Raw genomic sequence first — 17,546 nt, 5'->3', positions numbered from 1 at the left:
CGGCCGAGCCGCCGAGTCGCCGTGTCGCCGGGCACCGGTCACGGTCCCACGCGCAGGCTGTACCGGCGCTTGTCCGTCCCCCGGGCGCCGAGGCGGTCGTAGAAGCGGATCGCGCCCTCGTTCCACGCGGGCGTCTGCCACTGGACCTCGGGCAGGCCCAGGACCCGGGCCTCCTCGGTCACGGCGTCCATCAGCAGGGCGCCGAGGCCCAGGCCGCGGTGGCCCGGGGCGAGGAAGAGGCAGTCCATGTGGAGGTACTCGCGGGCGTCCCAGGTGGAGACGACGGGGGAACAGGTGGCGTAGCCGACGACCTCGCCGCCGGGCAGTTCGGCGACCAGGGCGCGCAGCCGGGGTGCCGGGTCGTCGAAGAGCAGCACCGCCAGCCGGTCGGCGAGGCCGGGGACGGGCGGGGCGGCCTTCTCGTACTCCGCGTGCTGGGCGGCGAGTTCGGCGACGCGGGGCAGATCGGCCCGCCGGGCGCGCCGGGCGCGGGCGACGGCGGTCATCGGAGCTCCCCCTCGACCGTGTCCGCGCCCCACGCGGCCAGCCGGCCGGCGAGCGGACCCGTGCCGTCGAGGACATGCCGGGAGTAGGCGTCGCGCTCGTGGGAGAGGACGGCGGCCTCCCAGACGCAGGGCGCGAGCCCCGCCCGTCCGGGCCGCAGTTCCCGCGGACGTCCGGCCGGACCGGTGAACACGGCCAGGTCCGCCATGTGCCCCTCGATCCAGGTGTGGACCAGGACGTAGTCGCCGTCGCCGCCCGCGTGCACCAGGACGACGGAGAGCCCCAGCGAGCCGCGCAGCCCGCCGAGGGCGAGGTGACCGGCGGCGATCCGCAGCGCCTCCTCGGTGTCCGGACCGGTCACCGTCCGGCCCGGCGCCTCGATCGCGTACGCCTTGACCAGGTGCCCGGCGCACTCGTGGACGCCCAACGGGCGGGTGGCCCGGGTGTGATGGCCCTCGGCGAGGGCGAGCAGCGCCTGCGCGGACACCGCCGGCGGCAGTTCGTCGTGAAGATCCATCCGGCCATCATGGGCGCCGCGTGCGCGGGCGTCCATCGAGTACCGCCCGGTCCCGGGGCGCACCCCGGGACCGGAACCGCACCGTGGATCCGGCTACGCGTCGGGGTCGAAGGCGATCCCCGACGGCTTGGCCGTCGACAGGTGGCTGGCGAAGCTGCCGTCCTTCAGACCGAAGTGGGCACTGCCGAAGTCGTACGCGGTCAACTTGTCGCGCAGGCCCGCCGGGTAGCCGTTCCAGCCGACCAGCGGCGGGTACTGCCAGGTGCCCTTGTGGTTCTCCGGCGGCTCGTCGCCCGAGTTGGCCGCCCGGAAGCAGTGCGTGCTGATGCCGTCCTTGTGGTAGACGATCTTCGCGTGGGTGCCCTCGAACCGGATCGAGGACGCCGCGTGCACGGTGAACGAGCCGTGGTTGGACGTCGAGACGTACTGGACCTGGCCGTTCTGGACCCACACCACGACGTGCTCCCAGTCGTGCCGGTGCCCGCCGATGCTGGTGCCCGCGAGCGCCTGGTCCTTCTCGAAGTACAGGCCGTACAGGTACGCGCACCAGCCGTTGTTGCACTTGTAGCGCGAGTAGCTGTTGGTGTTGTCCAGGTCGGAGGCGTCGCGGCAATTGCCGTTGAGCGCGCCGGTCGGCTTCAGACCGCCGTTGATCGTGCCGTCGGGGCCTATCGCGGCGCTGGAGTAGCAGCCGTCCGTGTCGTAGTCGAACGCCGGCTGATACGTCAGCTCCGCGGCCTCGGCGTTCTGCGGCAGCGCCGGCGGAGGGGCGGCGAACGCGGTCGCGGGAACGGCGAGGACGAGGGCGGCGGCACCGGCGAGTCCGGTGAGCCATCTCCTGCGGTGGGCCTTGAACGTGGGTGACGACACTGCGTCCTCCTCGTGATCCGGGCGCAGCCGAACGGCTGTGGGGGAAAAGGGAGTTCAGCTTCCCGGGTTTTCACTTCGGCGCCAAGGGGCGCAGGTGTGTCAATGATGAAGGTCAGCCCAATAGTTGGGCTCCGGCGCGCCGGCTCATGGGGAACTGTCCGGAAGGTCCGCGTCCGCCTGTTCGGGCGTCAGGTCCGGCCGCAGCCGCAGCCAGGACGGCTGGCGCAGCAGTCCCGCCCGGGTACGGGTGCTGTAGCGCACCTCGCCGACCAGCCGGGGCACGGTCCAGTGCGCGCCGGCCCCCGGCGGCACGGTGTCGAAGGGGCACACATCGGTTGCCGCGGCCCGCAGCAGCACGGCGAGTTCGGCGCGCTCGGCCTCGCTCCAGCCGGTGCCCACGCTGCCGACGTACCGCAGGCCGCCCGCCCCGGTGCGCTGCCCGACGAGGACGGCGCCCGGCAGCCCGGTGAGCCGGCCCCGGCCCGGCGACCAGCCGCCGACCAGCACATCGGCCACCCGCATGTTGCGGATCTTGATCCAGGCCCGGGAGCGCACCCCAGGTTCGTACGCCGAGTCCAGCCGTTTGCAGACCAGGCCCTCCAGACCGTGGGCGCGGGTCGCCTCCAGTGCCTCGCGCCCATGGCCGACGAGCGCGCCCGGAGTCGACCAGAACCCGCCCTCCAGACCCAGCCCCTCCAGCAGCGCCCGCCGCTCCGCGTACGGCAGCCGCAGCAGCGAGCGCCCGCCGAGGTGCAGCACGTCGAACAGCACCAGGTGCACGGGGACCGTCGCCGCGATCCGCGCCGCCCGGGCCGGTGCGTGGGCCAGCCCCATCCGGGACTGGAGCAACTGGAAGTCGGCGCGCCCGTGTTCGTCGGGCGCCAGCACCTCGCCGTCCAGCACGGCGGGCGTGGTGCCGAGCGCACCGCCGAGGGGCCTCAGCTCGGGGTAGGCGCCGGTGATGTCCTCCCCGGACCGGGCCCGCAGGCCGATCGTCCCGTCACCGGCGAGGTACACCACGGCCCGCTGGCCGTCCTGCTTGGTCTCGTAGGCCCAGCGGGCGTCCTGGGCGGCGGGCGGCAGCGGGCCCGCGGTGGCGAGCATGGGCGCGATCAGCGGGAGGTTCACGGGGGAGTTGTCGACACGGCCGTGCCGGGCCACGCGCGCGGGCCGGGCGTTTCCCCTGAACGGACGTGACGGGGCGCGGGCCGGCCAGTGACCCGCCGACGGCGGGGGAGGCGCCCGCACCGGCCCCGACCGGTGGGCCATGACGACGAGTCGGGCCCGGTCGCGGGCGCTCAGCGTGGTCATGGCGCGGTGCGGTGCGCATGGGTGCGGACGGTGAGGGGGCAGCGCCGGGTCGGCGCGGACCGCGGAGCCGGGCGCCGGCCCCGGACCGGGCGGCCCGGTCGTCACCACGCGCACGGCAGCTCGACCTCGATCACCGTCGGCCCGCCGACCGGGCTCGTCACCCGCACCGTCCCGTCGAGGGCGGCCACCCGGCGCCGGATGCCCGGCAGCCCGGACCCGGCGCTGTCGTCGGCGCCTCCGCGCCCCTCGTCGCGCACCCGCGCCCGCAGCCCGGTCCGGGTGCGGGCGAGCAGGACCTCCGCCCGGTCGGACCCGCTGTGCTTCGCGGCGTTCGTGAGCGCCTCGGCGATCACGAAGTAGGCGGCCGCCTCCACCGCCGCCGGTGGCCGCGGCGCGTCCGGCAGGCCGTCGGCGCGCACGGTCACCGGCAGACCTCCTCCCCGCCCGCCCCAGCGCGCCGCGAGCGCCCGTACGGCCCCGGCGAGCCCCCGGTCGGTGAGGATCGGCGGATGGATGGCGCGCACCACGTGCCGCAGCTCGGTCAGCGCCTCCTCGGCCTGGTCCTGTGCGTCGGCGAGCAGCTTCCGCGCGGTCTCCGGGTCGGTCCCGTAGGCCCGCCGGGCCAGTCCGATCCGCATCGACAGGGCCACCAGCCGGGCCTGGGTGCCGTCGTGCAGGTCCCGTTCGATGCGGCGCAGTTCGGATCCGTGCGCGGCGACCGCGTCCGCCCGGGTCGCGGTGAGCCGCTCGACCCGCCGGGCGAGCAGGGCCTTCGGGGAGGGGCGCAGCAGCGCGGCCGACCAGCGGGCCTCGGCATCGGCCAGCCGGACGATCAGTGGCAGCACGAGCGCCTCGCGGCCCAGCAGCCCGCACCACACCCCGTCGACGACGAGCCCGGCCGGCCACAACGGCACCACCAGCACCGTCAGCCATCCGTAGCCGTAGTGCGCGGCCAGCCAGCGGGCGTCGGTGAGCGTCCCGGGATCCCGTACGGCCGTCCGCAGCCGCTCCCGCACGGACCCGGTGACGGGCAGGTAGGCCTCCGGGATCTCCCGGCCCGTCCGGGCGGCCGTCAGCCGTCGTTTGGCGCCCGCGATCCGGCGGATCAGCAGGACGGTCTCGGGCAGCAGCCAGATCCCGACCACCGTCACCGCGCCCGTGGCGGTGATCAGCAGGACGGTGACGAAGAGGTACGACCCGAAGGCCATGGCCACGGCCGGCACGAGGTGGGCCGTGGCCCGCGCCGCCCGTCGCACGGTCGTGCGCAGGGAGTCGCGCATGGGGTGCCGTTCCTGTGGGTGGGGTGGGACACGGGGGCGCCGGCCGTCGGGAGCTCCCGACGGCCGGCCCGCACGGTCAGTCGTCCAGCGTGACGACGACCTTCTCCGCCGCGCCCGGCGTCATCGTCAGCCCGAAGGCGCGCTCCGCCTCCGCGAACGGCACCCGGTGGCTGATCAGCCGGGCGAACCGCTCCTGGTGCTCCACGAGTTCGGGCGTGACCTCGAAGATCTCGGTGGGGTAGCCCTGGGAGGCGACGAGCGTCAGCTCGCTGCGCAGCATGCCGCCGAGGTCGATCTCGCCCTTCTTCTGTACGGCGACCATGACCAGCTTGGCGTGCCACTTGGCGTTGGCGACCACGGTGTCGAAGACGGCCGGGGCGCCGGCGGCGTCGAGGTAGATGTCGGTGCCGGGCCGGGGCTGGCCGAGGGCGTTGGCGGCCCGGCCGTGCAGTGCGGTCAGCCGCGCGGTGACGTCCTCCGTGGCGGAGTCGACGACGGCGTCCACGCCCACGGCCAGCGCCGTCTCCAGCCGGGAGGGGATGACGTCGACGACGACCACGTGCTTCACGCCGCGCAGCTTGAACCAGATCGCCGCGCCCAGGCCGATGGGCCCGGCGCCGAAGACCACGACCCGGTCGTCGGGCCCGGCCCCGGAGCGGTTCACGGCGTGCCGGGCCACGGCCATGGGCTCGTTGAGCGAGGCCACGTCGAAGGGCACGGTGTCCGGGAAGACGGCGACGCTCTTTCCGGCCTCGGCGTTCTCGATCAGCAGGAACTCGCTCATCCCGCCGTACTTCCCGCCGCAGCCGATGATGCCGGCCGGCGCGGCCTGCGGGTTGACCACCACCCGGTCGCCGGCCTTCAGGCCGGTCACCTCGGCGCCCACCTCGACGATCTCGCCGGCGGGCTCGTGGCCGAGCGGTACGGGCACCGGTTCGCCGCCCAGATGGGCGCGGGCGGGCATACCGCCCATGCGCAGGAACGTGACGTCGGTGCCGCAGATGCCACAGGCGCGGATCCGCAGCAGGACGTCCCGGGGACCGGGGGCCGGCCGCTCCACGTCCACGACCTCGATCGTGCCGATGCCGCCGGTCCGGACGGACTTCATGGTGCTCATGCGGGGTGCCTTTCTGAGCTGATCGGAGAGCGGCGCGCGGGACGAGGTGTCCGCGGGCCCGGTGCCGGTCGGGGGGAGTGAGCCGGCGGCCGGGCCCGGGACCGCGCCGTACCCCGTCCCCACGGGTTCGGCGCCGGGGAGCCGTCTCCGCTCGAGGCGGCTCCGGTCGGTGCGGCCGCGCTCTCCGCGCCGCGTTGCTTGAGTTAGGCAAGCATATGTGGATTACTTGAGTCAAGCAAGTGATGGAATTACTTGAGTCAGGCAAGTGGAAGAGTAGGGTGGATGTCATGTCCAGGACTGCGATGCGGGCACCACGGCAACCCCGGCGTGACGGCCGACGGGCGGAGCCCGATCCCGCCGGACCGTTACCCGGCCCGACCGCCTCGCCGGCGCCGGTCCCCACGGGCGGCGCCCCGGCCGGGAGGTCGTCGCTCGCGCGCGGCGCCGGACAGCACGTCCTGGTCGTGGCCTGCGAGGGCGGGGCCGGCCGTGATCACCGAGCAGGCGCGCACGGGCAGCCCGACGTCGCCGAACTGCTCTCCACCACGCTGGAGTTGGCCGGCTACCGGGTCAGCCTCGCGGGGGCGGTGCCGCAGGCGCTGGCCGCGCTCGACGCCCACCGATTCGACCTGCTGGTCGTCGACACCACCCTGCCGGACATGGCGGGATTCGCCCACGGGGGCCGCCCGGTGATCGCCCACCGCCCGCCGGTCCTCTACCTCGCCGCGGACGACACCCTCGGCGGCCTCCTGCCCGAACTCGGCCCGGGGGAGAAGGACTACGTCACCAAACCCTTCCGGGTGGCCGAGGTCCTCACCCGGCTGCGGATGCTGCTGCGCGGCCCCGGCCGCCCCGCCCTGCGCTACGCCGACCTCGACCTCGACGACACCCTGTGCCGGGCCCGGCGCGGCGCCCGCCCGCTCGACCTCACCCCGGCCGAGTACCGCCTCCTGCACCACCTCCTGGTCCACACGCACCGCGTGCTGTCCAAGGAGCAGATCGGCCGGTACGTCTGGGGCGACTTCCGGGGCGACAATGCGATCGAGCAGCTCGTCTCCCGCCTCCGGCGCAAGGTGGACCGCGACGGGCCCGCGCTCATCCACACCCGCCGGGGCTTCGGGTACTGGCTGGGCGGTGCCGGTACCGAGGGCTGAGCGGGCCGGGTACCCCTGCCGCGCACGTGATCCAGGTCACGTCAGGCTTCTGTCAGCGAACTGACCGGAAGACGTCAGTCCGCTCTGTTTGCCTGGACTCATCGAGGCCTCGACCCCTTCCCCCGGCGCTCCGGCCCCACCGGAGCCCCCACCACCGAGGAGAGCCATGGCCGACACCCTGACCGGCCCGGTGCCCGAAGTCCCGGACGCGATCCCCGAGTTCCCCATGCCCAGGGCGGCCCGCTGCCCCTTGGACCCCCCGCCCGCCCTCCGCGACCTCCAGGAGCGGGCGCCACTGACGAAGGTGCGGCTCCGGGACGGCTCCGAGCCCTGGCTCGTGACCCGCTACGCCGACCAGCGGGCGCTCCTGGGCGACCCCCGGGTCAGCGCCGACACCGACAGCCCCGGCTACCCGAGCAAGGCCGGCCCCGAGGGCGGCGAGGGCAAGCTCAGCTTCATCATGATGGACGACCCCGAACACGCCCGGCTGCGCCGGATGGTGACGGCGCCGTTCGCCGTCAAGCGGGTGGAGGCGCTGCGTCCGGCCGTCCAGCGCATCGTGGACGACCTGATCGACGGCCTGCTGGCCGGCCCCGCACCGGTCGACCTGGTGGAGGAGTTCGCGCTCCCCGTCCCCTCGCTGGTGATCTGCGAACTGCTCGGCGTGCCCTACGACGACCACGCCTTCTTCCAGGACAACACCAGGACGATGGTCCACCGGGACGCCACCCCCGAACAGCGTGGCCGGGCCGCCCGCGAGGTGGCCGGCTATCTCTCCGCACTCATCGGCAGGCGGATCGCCGACCCCCGCGAGGACCTGCTGTCCGGCATCGCCGCACGCGTCACCGCCGGGGAGATCGACCACGGGCAGGCGACGGAGATGGCCCTGCTGCTGCTCATCGCCGGCCACGAGACCACCGCGAACATGATCGCGCTCGGCACCCTCGCCCTGCTCCGGCACCCCGACCAGCTCGCCCTGCTGCGCGAGAGCGACGACCCCGGGCTGGTCACCTCGGCTGTCGAGGAACTGCTGCGCTATCTGCACATCACCCACCTCGGCCGACGCCGCGCGGTCACCGAGGACATCGAGATCGGCGGGCGGCTCCTGCGGGCCGGCGAGGGCGTGATCATGGTCAACGAGGTCGCCAACCGCGACCCCGAGGTCTTCCCCGATCCCGACCGCCTCGACCTCACCCGCGACGCCCGCCGCCATGTCGCCTTCGGCTTCGGCGTCCACCAGTGCCTCGGCCAGCCACTGGCCCGCATGGAACTCCAGGTCGTCTACGGCACCCTCTACCGGCGCATCCCGACCCTGAGTCTGGCCTGCTCGCCGGACGACGTCCGCTTCAAGCACGACGCCTTCATCTACGGCGTCCACTCCCTGCCCGTGGCCTGGTGAATCCCATGACCCGACCCATGAGCGGTCCCACGGTGGAACTGGAATCCGACAAGTGCGTCGCCTCGGGGCAGTGCGTGGTCGCCGCCATGCAGGTCTTCGACCAGGACGACGACGGCATCGCGATCCTCCTCGACGAGCGGCCCGCGCCCGCTCTCCTCGACGACGTCCGTGAGGCCGTCGCCGTCTGCCCCGCCGCCGCGATCCGCCTGGTCGAGCGGTGAGGCGGATCGTGGTCGTCGGAGCCTCCGCCGCCGGACTCGCGGCGGCCGAGACCCTCCGGCGCGAGGGCTACGACGCCGCCCTCACCCTCGTGGGCGACGAACCCCACCTCCCGTACGACCGTCCGCCGCTGTCCAAGCAGGTGCTCGCCTCCGCCTGGGAGGAGGACCGGCTCCGGCTGCGCCGCGCCGAGGACCTCGCCGCGCTCGACCTCGATCTGCGGCTAGGCGTCGCGGCCACCGGACTCGACGCCACGGGCCGCGTGGTCCGGCTGGCCGACGGCTCCGAAGTGCCGTACGACGGGCTGATCGTGGCCACCGGGGTGCGGCCGCGCCGGCTGCCCGGGGAGGGCGCTCATGTGCTGCGCACCCTGGGCGACGCGCTCACCCTGCGGGAGCGGCTGACGCCCGGACGGCGTCTGGTCGTGGTCGGCGCCGGGTTCCTCGGCGCGGAGGCGGCGGCCGTCGCCCGGCGGCTCGGAGCCCGGGTGACGCTGCTGGAACCGGCGGCGGTACCGCTGGCCCACGCCGTCGGCGACGAGGTCGGACGGGTCCTGTCGCAGGCCCACCGCGACCGGGGCGTGGACCTGCGCTGCGGGGTCACCGTCACCGAGGTGACCGAGGACGGCGTACGGCTCGATGGCGGCGAGATCGTCGAGGCCGACGAGGTGCTCGTGGCGGTCGGCTCGGTGCCCAACACCGACTGGCTGGCCGGTGGCGGACCGCGGGTCGCGGACGGCGTGGTCTGCGACGCGTACCTGGAGGCCGCCCGGGGGGTGTACGCGGCCGGGGACGTGGCCCGCTGGTACAACCCGCTGTTCGGCACGTCGATGCGGGTCGAGCACCGCACCAACGCGGCCGAGCAGGGCATGGCGGCCGCCCGCAACCTGCTCGCCGCCCCGCACGCCCGCAGGCCGTTCGCGCCGGTGCCGTACTTCTGGTCGGACCAGTACGACCTGAGGGTCCAGGCGTACGGACACCTGCGCGGGCACGACGAGATGGCCGTCGTCGAGGGCGACCTCGCCGGGCGCCGGTTCGTGGCGGCCTACCGCACCGGCGACCGGGTGAGCGGGGCGCTCGCGGTGGGGATGCCGCCGAAGGCGATCCGGCCGTGGCGGCAGGCGATCGCGGCCGGCGCGGCCTGGGGCGAGCGGGTGCCCGTCCCCGCCGGTGAGTGAGGGTGCCGCCCCGTACTCCCGCCGCGGGTGCCGGGGTGCACGCGGACAGTAACTTACTTGAGTTACGCAACAAGATGGTAAAGTGGGTCCCATGCCCACCGAACCGCTCCCCGTGCCCTCCGTCGCCTCCCCGGAGGTGATCGAGATCGAGCGCGCCCTCACGCGCGTCACCTATCTCAGCACCCGGGCCCGCCAGCACGACCGGCTGATGGCCGTGGCCGGGGTCCCCCTGGACCGCGCCGCCGTGGCCCTGCTGCGCCAGATCGCCGACTCCGAGCCGCTGCGCCCGGGGGAGCTGGCCCAGCGCCTCGGCGTCGAGGCCTCCCATGTGACCCGCACGGTGCAGCAGCTCCAGAAGTCCGGGTACGTCACCCGGGTGCCCGACCCCGACGACGGCCGAGCCCAGCGCATCCAGCTCACCGGCGTCGGCCGCGAGGCCGTCGACCGGGTCCGGGAGGCGGGCGCCCGCGGCATGCAGCTCGCCCTCGCCGACTGGTCCCCCGAGGAGCTGGGCCGGCTCGCCACGCTCTTCCACCGGATGGTCGACGACTTCCTCTCCTACGCCGTCGAGGACGAGCCCGAGCAGCCGCCCGTCACCGCCTGACCGCGACCGCGTCCGCCGGGGACGCGAGCGGGGCCGGGTCCGGTTCGCGCAGGCCGCACAGCAGGAACCAGGCCACCACGGGAGGGGCGAGCAGGGGCAGCAGCCCGGTCCGCAGGGAGGTGGCGTCCGCCAGCGCCCCGACGGCCGGCGCCACCGCACCCCCGATGCTGACCGTCAGTCCGAGGGTGACACCGCTCGCGGTGCCCGGATGCCGGGGCAGACAGTCCTGGCCCAGCGTCACATGCAGCGAGAACGGCACGTACAGCCCGGCCGAGGCGAGCGCCGCGAAGAGGTACAGCGGCGGTCCCGGCACGAGGAGCACCCCCACGACGGCGACCAGGGTCACCCCGTACGAGTGGCGGACCACCGGGAGCCGTCCGTAGCGCTCGGCCAGCCGGCTCCCGGCCAGCGTCCCCACCGCGCCGCCCGCGTAGAGCACGCACAGCACGGCCGTACCGACCGCCTCCCCGCCGCCGGTGCGCTCCCGCACGTACAGCGGCAGGAACGCGCTCAGGCCGACGAAGACGACCGAGCGGCACACCACGGCACCCGACAGCCGCAGGAACGCCGGCCAGTCGTCCCGGCCCGCCCCCTCCGCCGCGCCGCCGCCCACGGCCTGGGCGCCGGCCGCGCGCACCGCGGCCGCGCACAGCGCCACGCCCAGCAGCGCGGGCACGCCCAGCAGGGGAGAGGCCCGCAGTCCCCAGGGCGAGACCACCGCCCACACCAGCAGCGGGGCGCAGGCGAAGCCGACGTTGCCGCCCAGCGCGAACCAGCCCATCGCCGTATGACCGCCGTCCGAGGCGGCCCGCGCCACCCGCGCGGCCTCCGGGTGATAGGCGGCGACCCCGACCCCGGACAGGGCGACCGTCGCCAGGGTGAGCGGGTAGGAGCCGCCGACCCCGGCGAGGGCGACGCCCACGCCGGCGGTGGCCGCGGCGAGCGGCAGCAGCCACGGCAGCGCCCATCGGTCGGTCAGCGCGCCGAACAGCGGCTGCGCCACCGACGACAGCAGGGAGGCCGCCAGCACGATGCCGGAGGCGGCGGCGTAGGAGTAGGCACGCTCGGCGACGAAATAGGGGACCAGTGCGGCGACGGCCCCCTGGTGGACGTCCACGCACGCGTGGCCCAGGGACAACAGGGTGATGGCTCGGTTCTTCGGCACGTCAGCGATCGTCGCGAACGGCGGCGGTGTCGCACTTCCGATAATCTGCCTGGTTGTGTCGAACATCCGCCAAGACGGCGAGCCGCCGGAGGCCGACCCTCGTCCCGCCGAGCCGGACGACGACCCCCGTCCCGAAGGGCCCGCTCTTCCCCGTGCCACCCCGTCGGGCGTCCGGTACGCCCCGCAGGCCCCCACCCGCGCCCAGGTGCTGGCGCCCGGCGAGCGGATCGACGCCCACCGGCACGACGACCACCAGATCGTGTACGCGGGCTCCGGCGTCCTGGCCGTCACCACCGACGCCGGGACCTGGTTCGCGCCCGGCACCCGTGCCCTGTGGGTGCCCGCCGGGACCGTGCACGCCCACCGCGCCTACGGCCACCTCGACCTGCACCTCGTCGGCCTGCCCGCCGACGACAACCCGCTCGGCCTGGACACCCCCACCGCCCTCGCCGTCAGTCCCCTGCTGCGGGAACTGATCCGCGCCCACACGGGCGCGCCCGAGCGGCCCGGACCCGAGCGCGCCCGCCTCCTCGCCGTCCTGCGCGACCAGCTGCGCGTCTCCCCGCGGCAGCCGATGCGGCTGCCCACGCCGTCCGACCCCCGGCTCGCGGCCGTCTGCGCGCTCGTCCACGCCGACCCGGCCGACCGGCGCACCCTCGCCGCGCTGGGCGCCGCCACCGGCACCGGGGAGCGCACCCTCAGCCGGCTCTTCCGCGCCGACCTCGGCATGACCTTCCCCCAGTGGCGCACCCAGGCCCGCCTCTTCCACGCCCTGCGGCTGCTCGCCGAGGACACCCCCGTCACCAGCGTCGCCGTGCGCTGCGGCTGGTCCACCGCCAGCGCCTTCATCGATGTCTTCCGGCACACCTTCGGGCACACCCCGGGGCAGCACCGGCGGCTCCCCCAGCAGGCCCCCCAGCGACGGCCGGAGACGGGCGAGTTGGGCGCAGACCCCGCCTCCGGACGGCCTCCTACCGTCCAGTAATGTCGGCCCCCAGGTCATCAGAGGAGGAACCGTGTCCCGGTCCGAACGCTCACCCCTGCTGCTGGCGGGCCTGCTCGCCGGTATGGGCGTCGCCCACTTCGCCGTGCCGCGCCAGTTCGACGCGATCATCCCGAAGGCCCTGCCCGGCTCGCCCCGGACCTGGACGTACGCCAGCGGCGTCGCCGAGCTGGCGCTGGCGGCCGGAGTGGCCCTGCCCCGGACCCGGAAGCCGGCCGCCCTGGCCGCCGCCGCGCTCTTCGTCGGCGTGTTCCCCGCCAACGTCAAGATGGCGCTCGACTGGCGCGACCGTCCCACCCCCCTCAAGGCGGCCGCGTTCGGCCGGCTGCCCCTCCAGGTGCCCCTCGTGCTGTGGGCCCGCGGTGTCGCGCGCGGCGCGGAAGGAAAGTAGGAACCGTCATGACGAAGGCTCTGGAGACCGGTGACCTGGTCGAGGACTTCTCCCTGCCGGACGAGACCGGCACGGCGCGCAGCCTGACGGACCTGCTCGCCGACGGGCCCGTGGTGCTCTTCTTCTACCCGGCCGCCCTCACCCCCGGCTGCACCGCCGAGGCCTGCCACTTCCGTGATCTGGCCGCCGAGTTCGCGGCCGTCGGCGCGCGGCCCGTCGGCGTCAGCGGGGACTCCGTCGACCGCCAGCAGGAGTTCGCCGGCACCCACACCCTCGGGATGACCCTGCTCTCCGACACCGACGGAAGCGTGCGGGAACGCTTCGGTGTGAAGCGGGGCTTCTCGCTGGCCCCCACCAAGCGGGTCACCTTCGTGATAGCGCAGGACCGTACCGTCCTCGAGGTCGTGCGCAGCGAACTCCGGATGAACACCCACGCCGACCGCGCCCTGGAGGCGCTGCGCGCGCACCGCTCCTGAGGACCGTGGGGCCGGCCCCACGGTCGGCCCCTCGCGGGTTGATGCCCCGGACCAAAGGGACCATTCTGGACGGCATGGAGCATGTCGTCGCTGCGGCGGTCGTCGATGCCCGGGGCATCGTGACGGGCTGGAGCGAGGGTGCCCACCTGCTGACGGGCCATCCGGCCGAGGAGGCCGTGGGGCGGGCGGCGGCCGTTCTGTTCGCCGACGACCTCCCGCCGCTCACCGCGGACCCCTGGAGCCGTCCCGTCGTGGTCCGCCACCGCGACGGCCGCCCCGTCCCCCTCGCCGTCACGGCCTGCCCGGTCCTCGGCCCCGACGGCACACCGACGTGCTGGGCCCTCACCGCCGAACGACCCGCCGCCCCGGAACCGACCCTCGCCGGCCGCGCCTTCCAGCAGGCCTCCATGTCCATGTCCGTCTTCGACCCCCGCCAGCGCTATCTGCGCCTCAACGACGCCGCCTGCAAGGTCATGGGCGTCCCCGAGGACGTCCTGCTCGGCCGCCACTTCCCCGAGACCGTGGAGGACGCCGAGCACAGCCGCGGGTTCGCCTTCCATCTGCGTCAGGTCACCGAGACCGGCCGCCCGGTCCGCTACGAGAGCTTCACCGGCGCCCCCGCCCTCAACCGGGAACACGCCTGGAGCATCGAGATGTGGCCCGTGCGCGAGGACTCCGGGGAGGTGACCGGCGTCGCCCTGGCGGCCTTCGACAGCAGCGAGCAGTACTGGGCCCGGCGGCGCCTGGCCCTGCTCAACGAGGCGGCGGCCTCCATCGGCACCACCCTCGACGTGGTGCGCACCGCCGAGGAGGTGGTCGAGCTGCTGGTGCCGCAGTTCGCCGACTTCGCGAGCGTGGACCTCCTCGACTGGGTCCTCGGCGCGGACGAACCGCCCGCCGTCCCGGACGGCCCGATCGTGCTGCGCCGCGTCGCCCACGGCTCCCGGCACGAGGGCACCCCCGAGGCGGGCGTCCGTCTCGGCGACACCGACGCCTACCCTCCGTACAGCCCGCCCGCGCGGGCCCTGCGGGAGGGACGGGCCGTGCTCAGCCAGGCGGGTGAGCCGGACTTCATGCGCTGGACCGCGGAACGCGACACCGACACCCCCGAGGGCCGCCGCCACGGCCACGGCGTCCACTCGCTGCTCGCCGTACCGCTGCGGGCGCGTGGCACCACCCTCGGTGTCCTGGTCGGCATCCGCATCGCCCACCCCGACGACTACGAGGCCGACGACGCCGTCTTCTCCGAGGAACTCGCCAGCCGCGCCGCCGTCTGCATCGACAACGCCCGCCGCTTCGCCCGCGAACGCACCACCGCGCTCGCCCTCCAGCACAGCCTGCTGCCGCGCGGGCTGCCCGGACAGGCGGCCGTGGAGGTCGCCCACCGCTATCTGCCCAGCGGCTCCACGGCCGGCATCGGCGGCGACTGGTTCGACGTCATCCCGCTCCCCGGCAGCCGGGTCGCCCTCGTCGTCGGCGACGTCGTCGGCCACGGCATCCCCTCCTCCGCGACCATGGGGCGCCTGTGCACGGCCGTGCGCACCCTCGCCGACGTGGACCTGCCACCCGACGAACTGCTCACCCACCTCGACGACCTCGTCACCCATCTGGCGGCCTACGACGACGGCGCCGACGAGGTCGCGGAACTCGGCGCCACCTGCCTGTACGCCGTCTACGACCCCGTCAGCCGCCATCTCACCCTCGCCGCCGCCGGACACCCCGCCCCGGCCGTCGTCCTGCCCGACGGCACCGCACACCTCGTCCCCATGACCCCCGGCCCCCCGCTCGGCGTCGGCGGGCTGCCCTTCGAGGCGGTCGAGCTGGAACTGCCCGAGGGTGCCGTCGTCGCCCTCTACACGGACGGCCTGATCGAGGACCGCGACCGGGACGTCGACCGCTCCACGGGCGAACTGTGCAACGCGCTCACCGCACCGGCCGCCACCCTCGACGCCCTCTGCGACACCGTCCTCAAGGCCGTCCTGCCGGAGGAGCCCAGCGACGACGTCGCCCTGCTGCTCGCCCGCACCCGCGTGCTCGGCGCGGACCAGGTCGCCGCCTGGGACGTGGAGCCGGACCCCGCCCAGGTGGCCACCGCCCGCCGGGCCGCCACCGAGCAACTCGCCGCGTGGGGCCTGGAGGAGGCCGCGTTCGTCACCGAACTCGTCGTCAGCGAACTGGTCACCAACGCCATCCGCTACGGCGAACCCCCCATCCGGCTCCGGCTGATCCGCGACCGCAGCCTCATCTGCGAGGTCTCCGACGGCAGTTCCACCTCCCCGCACCTGCGCCGCGCCCATGCCTTCGACGAGGGCGGGCGAGGCCTGCTGCTCGTCGCCCAGCTCACCCAGCGCTGGGGCAGCCGGCAGACGGACCGCGGCAAGACGATCTGGGCGGAGCAGACCCTCGAACCGCGGTGAGCTGCCCGAAGGCCCGAACGGCCGGCCGCGGCGCCGCTCGCCGGGAGCGTTCAGAACTCCTCGTGGACCTGCGGATCCCCGCCCAGCCGGGCGTGCGCCCGGTCCGCTACCACGTCCATCTGGGCCGGGCCCAGCGAAAAGCCGAAGACGTCCAGGTTGGCGCGCTGCCGTGCCGGGTCGGACGACTTGGGGACGGGGACCGCGCCCAGCTGGACGTGCCAGCGCAGCAGCACCTGGGCCGGGGTGACCCCGAGCGCCTCGGCCACCGACACCACCAGAGGGTCGGCCAGCAGCGCGGAGCCGCGGCCCAGCGGGCTCCAGCTCTCCGTGACGATGCCCCTGGCCCGGTGGAAGGCGCGCAGCTCGGCCTGCGGGAACAGCGGGTGCAGCTCGATCTGGTTGACGGAGGGGAGCACCCCCGTCTCCTTCTCCAGCCGCTCGATGTGCCCGGGCGTGAAGTTCGAGACCCCGATCGAGCGGACCAGCCCCTCCTCGCGAAGCTTGATCATGGCCCGCCAGGAGTCGACGTACCTGCCGACCCGGGGCAGCGGCCAGTGGATCAGGTACAGGTCGACGTGGTCGACGCCGAGCCGCCGCCGGGACTCCTCGAAGGAGGCCAGCGTCTCCTCGTGGCCGTGATGGCGGCCCGGCAGCTTCGTCGTGATCACGATCTCCTCGCGAGGCACCCCCGCGCGCGCCACCCCACGGCCCACCCCGGTCTCGTTGCGGTAGTTCGTCGCGGTGTCGATCAGCCGGTAGCCCAGCTCCAGCGCCCCGGCCACCGCCTCCTCCGCCTGCGCGTCGTCCATGGGCCAGGTGCCCAGCCCCAGGGCCGGGAGCCGCGTACCGTCGTTCAGCGTGTGCACCGGGATGTCGCTCACCGTGGGACCTTTCCTCGGCCGTGTCGTCCCCTCCAGCCTCAGGGATACGGTGAGGATCGAACAACCGGACGACCATCGGAGCGTGCATGACGACGGGCTGGGACACGCAGGACGGGCTGGTTCGGGCGGCGGGGATCGAGGTGCACCCGGTCGCCGGGCACATCGGTGCCGAGATCGCGGGCGTCGACCTGGCCGACGGCCTCGACGACGCCCGGGTCGCCGCGGTCAGGGCCGCCGTGCTGCACTGGAAGGTGGTGTTCTTCCGCGGGCAGCACCTCGACCACGCCGCCCATGTGGCCTTCGCCCGCAGGTTCGGCCGACCGGTCGTGCTGCGCAAGCGGGGCAGCGCCTCGCCCCCGGACTTCCCGGAGGTCGAGACGACCGCCGACCGGCTGGAACTGGGCGGGAAGTTCGGCATGGAGCACGAGGAGTGGCTCCAGCGCCGCCGGCACACCCTGCTGCGCGGCTGGCACTGCGACCACGGCGCCCGGATCGACCCGCCGGCCGCGACCGTCCTGCGCGCCGAGACCGTCCCCCCGTACGGCGGCGACACCACCTGGGCCAACCTCGCCGCCGCGTACGCGGGACTCTCCGCGCCGGTGCGGCGGTTCGTGGACGGACTGCGCGCCGAACACCGGCTCGGCGTCGGCTACCAGCCCCGCCCCGGCGACGACGCGTACGTCCGCCACCTGCTGGGCCACCAGGTGGCGTCCCTGCACCCGCTGGTGCGCGTCCACCCCGAGACCGGGGAGAAGGTGCTCTACGTCAACGGCTACTACGTCGAGCAGATCGCCGACGTCTCGCGCGCCGAGAGCCGGGCCCTGCTCGACATGCTGCTGGAGCAGGCGGTGCGGCCCGAGTACACGGTCCGCTTCCGCTGGGAGCCCGGCAGCGTGGCCTTCTGGGACAACCGGGCCACCATCCACCTCGCGCCGAGCGACAACGCCCACCTCGGCTTCCCGCGCACCATGCACCGGGTGATGCTCACCGGGGACGTGCCGGTCGGCGTGGACGGCAAGCCGTCGGAGCCACTGACGGGGACGGAGCCCGGCCGCTGGTGA

18 protein-coding genes are annotated in these 17,546 nt (G+C 74.6%); 10 read left to right on the top strand and 8 right to left on the bottom strand.

Features of this window, described 5'->3' with window-relative positions; genetic code table 11:
- Positions 1-38: 38 nt before the first annotated feature.
- The 6 genes from IE275_RS11445 to IE275_RS11420 form a co-directional block, all read right to left on the bottom strand.
- The gene (locus tag IE275_RS11445; RefSeq protein WP_189710454.1) at positions 39-506 is read right to left on the bottom strand and encodes a GNAT family N-acetyltransferase; all 468 of its coding nucleotides are present in this window, start codon (positions 504-506) and stop codon (positions 39-41) included.
- Positions 503-1,021: a hypothetical protein gene (locus tag IE275_RS11440; RefSeq protein WP_189710452.1), complete on the bottom strand. Its 519-nt coding sequence runs from the start codon at positions 1,019-1,021 to the stop codon at positions 503-505. The genes IE275_RS11445 and IE275_RS11440 overlap by 4 nt, the downstream gene beginning before the upstream one ends.
- A 93-nt stretch (positions 1,022-1,114) precedes the next feature.
- Positions 1,115-1,891, bottom strand: a complete 777-nt coding sequence (locus tag IE275_RS11435) for an NPP1 family protein (RefSeq protein ID WP_189710450.1) — start codon at positions 1,889-1,891, stop codon at positions 1,115-1,117.
- A gap of 144 nt (positions 1,892-2,035) precedes the next feature.
- Positions 2,036-3,019: an ATP-dependent DNA ligase gene (locus tag IE275_RS11430; protein WP_444545878.1), complete on the bottom strand. Its 984-nt coding sequence runs from the start codon at positions 3,017-3,019 to the stop codon at positions 2,036-2,038.
- Positions 3,020-3,303: 284 nt separating this feature from the next.
- Positions 3,304-4,470, bottom strand: coding sequence for a sensor histidine kinase (locus IE275_RS11425; protein WP_189710530.1), 1,167 nt, complete (start codon positions 4,468-4,470; stop codon positions 3,304-3,306).
- Positions 4,471-4,558: 88 nt separating this feature from the next.
- Complete coding sequence (locus IE275_RS11420) at positions 4,559-5,599, bottom strand: zinc-dependent alcohol dehydrogenase (RefSeq protein ID WP_189710448.1); 1,041 nt, start codon at positions 5,597-5,599, stop codon at positions 4,559-4,561.
- A 287-nt stretch (positions 5,600-5,886) separates the two neighbouring features.
- Here IE275_RS11420 and IE275_RS11415 point away from each other — a divergent pair, with 287 nt between their 5' ends.
- The 5 genes from IE275_RS11415 to IE275_RS11395 all read left to right on the top strand — a co-directional run bounded on the left by IE275_RS11415 (position 5,887) and on the right by IE275_RS11395 (position 10,152).
- Positions 5,887-6,753 (top strand): response regulator transcription factor, encoded by an 867-nt coding sequence (locus tag IE275_RS11415; protein ID WP_268255261.1) that lies wholly within the window; start codon positions 5,887-5,889, stop codon positions 6,751-6,753.
- Positions 6,754-6,919: 166 nt separating this feature from the next.
- Positions 6,920-8,152, top strand: a complete 1,233-nt coding sequence (locus IE275_RS11410) for a cytochrome P450 (protein ID WP_189710446.1) — start codon at positions 6,920-6,922, stop codon at positions 8,150-8,152.
- 17 nt (positions 8,153-8,169) lie between these two features.
- A complete protein-coding gene (locus IE275_RS11405; RefSeq protein WP_189710444.1) occupies positions 8,170-8,373 on the top strand; it encodes a ferredoxin in 204 nt (67 codons plus the stop codon).
- The gene (locus tag IE275_RS11400; RefSeq protein WP_189710442.1) at positions 8,370-9,548 is read left to right on the top strand and encodes an NAD(P)/FAD-dependent oxidoreductase; all 1,179 of its coding nucleotides are present in this window, start codon (positions 8,370-8,372) and stop codon (positions 9,546-9,548) included. Before IE275_RS11405 ends, IE275_RS11400 begins: the two co-directional genes overlap by 4 nt.
- Positions 9,549-9,639: 91 nt before the next feature.
- Positions 9,640-10,152: a MarR family winged helix-turn-helix transcriptional regulator gene (locus IE275_RS11395; protein ID WP_189710440.1), complete on the top strand. Its 513-nt coding sequence runs from the start codon at positions 9,640-9,642 to the stop codon at positions 10,150-10,152.
- Here the strand turns inward: IE275_RS11395 and IE275_RS11390 are convergent.
- Positions 10,142-11,299: an MFS transporter gene (locus tag IE275_RS11390; RefSeq protein WP_373299200.1), complete on the bottom strand. Its 1,158-nt coding sequence runs from the start codon at positions 11,297-11,299 to the stop codon at positions 10,142-10,144. The genes IE275_RS11395 and IE275_RS11390 overlap by 11 nt on opposite strands.
- A 73-nt stretch (positions 11,300-11,372) precedes the next feature.
- On the opposite strand from IE275_RS11390, the gene IE275_RS11385 reads away from it, so the two are divergent.
- The 4 genes from IE275_RS11385 (at position 11,373) to IE275_RS11370 (ending at position 15,604) form a co-directional block, all read left to right on the top strand.
- Positions 11,373-12,302: an AraC family transcriptional regulator gene (locus IE275_RS11385; RefSeq protein WP_229870199.1), complete on the top strand. Its 930-nt coding sequence runs from the start codon at positions 11,373-11,375 to the stop codon at positions 12,300-12,302.
- Positions 12,303-12,333: 31 nt separating this feature from the next.
- Positions 12,334-12,711, top strand: a complete 378-nt coding sequence (locus tag IE275_RS11380) for a DoxX family protein (protein ID WP_189710436.1) — start codon at positions 12,334-12,336, stop codon at positions 12,709-12,711.
- A gap of 8 nt (positions 12,712-12,719) precedes the next feature.
- A complete protein-coding gene (locus IE275_RS11375) occupies positions 12,720-13,187 on the top strand; it encodes a peroxiredoxin (protein ID WP_308435646.1) in 468 nt (155 codons plus the stop codon).
- A 74-nt stretch (positions 13,188-13,261) separates the two neighbouring features.
- Complete coding sequence (locus tag IE275_RS11370) at positions 13,262-15,604, top strand: ATP-binding SpoIIE family protein phosphatase (protein ID WP_189710434.1); 2,343 nt, start codon at positions 13,262-13,264, stop codon at positions 15,602-15,604.
- A 50-nt stretch (positions 15,605-15,654) separates the two neighbouring features.
- On the opposite strand, the gene IE275_RS11365 is transcribed toward IE275_RS11370, so the two are convergent.
- Positions 15,655-16,485 (bottom strand): aldo/keto reductase, encoded by an 831-nt coding sequence (locus IE275_RS11365; protein WP_189710433.1) that lies wholly within the window; start codon positions 16,483-16,485, stop codon positions 15,655-15,657.
- 86 nt (positions 16,486-16,571) lie between these two features.
- Here IE275_RS11365 and IE275_RS11360 point away from each other — a divergent pair, with 86 nt between their 5' ends.
- Entirely contained in the window at positions 16,572-17,546 is a 975-nt protein-coding gene (locus IE275_RS11360) for a TauD/TfdA dioxygenase family protein (RefSeq protein WP_189710431.1), read from the top strand.

It is taken from the genome of Streptomyces phaeofaciens, assembly GCF_014648915.1.
Classification (GTDB): Bacteria; Actinomycetota; Actinomycetes; order Streptomycetales; family Streptomycetaceae; genus Streptomyces; species Streptomyces phaeofaciens.
This window is presented reverse-complemented; position numbering and strand designations above follow the sequence as displayed.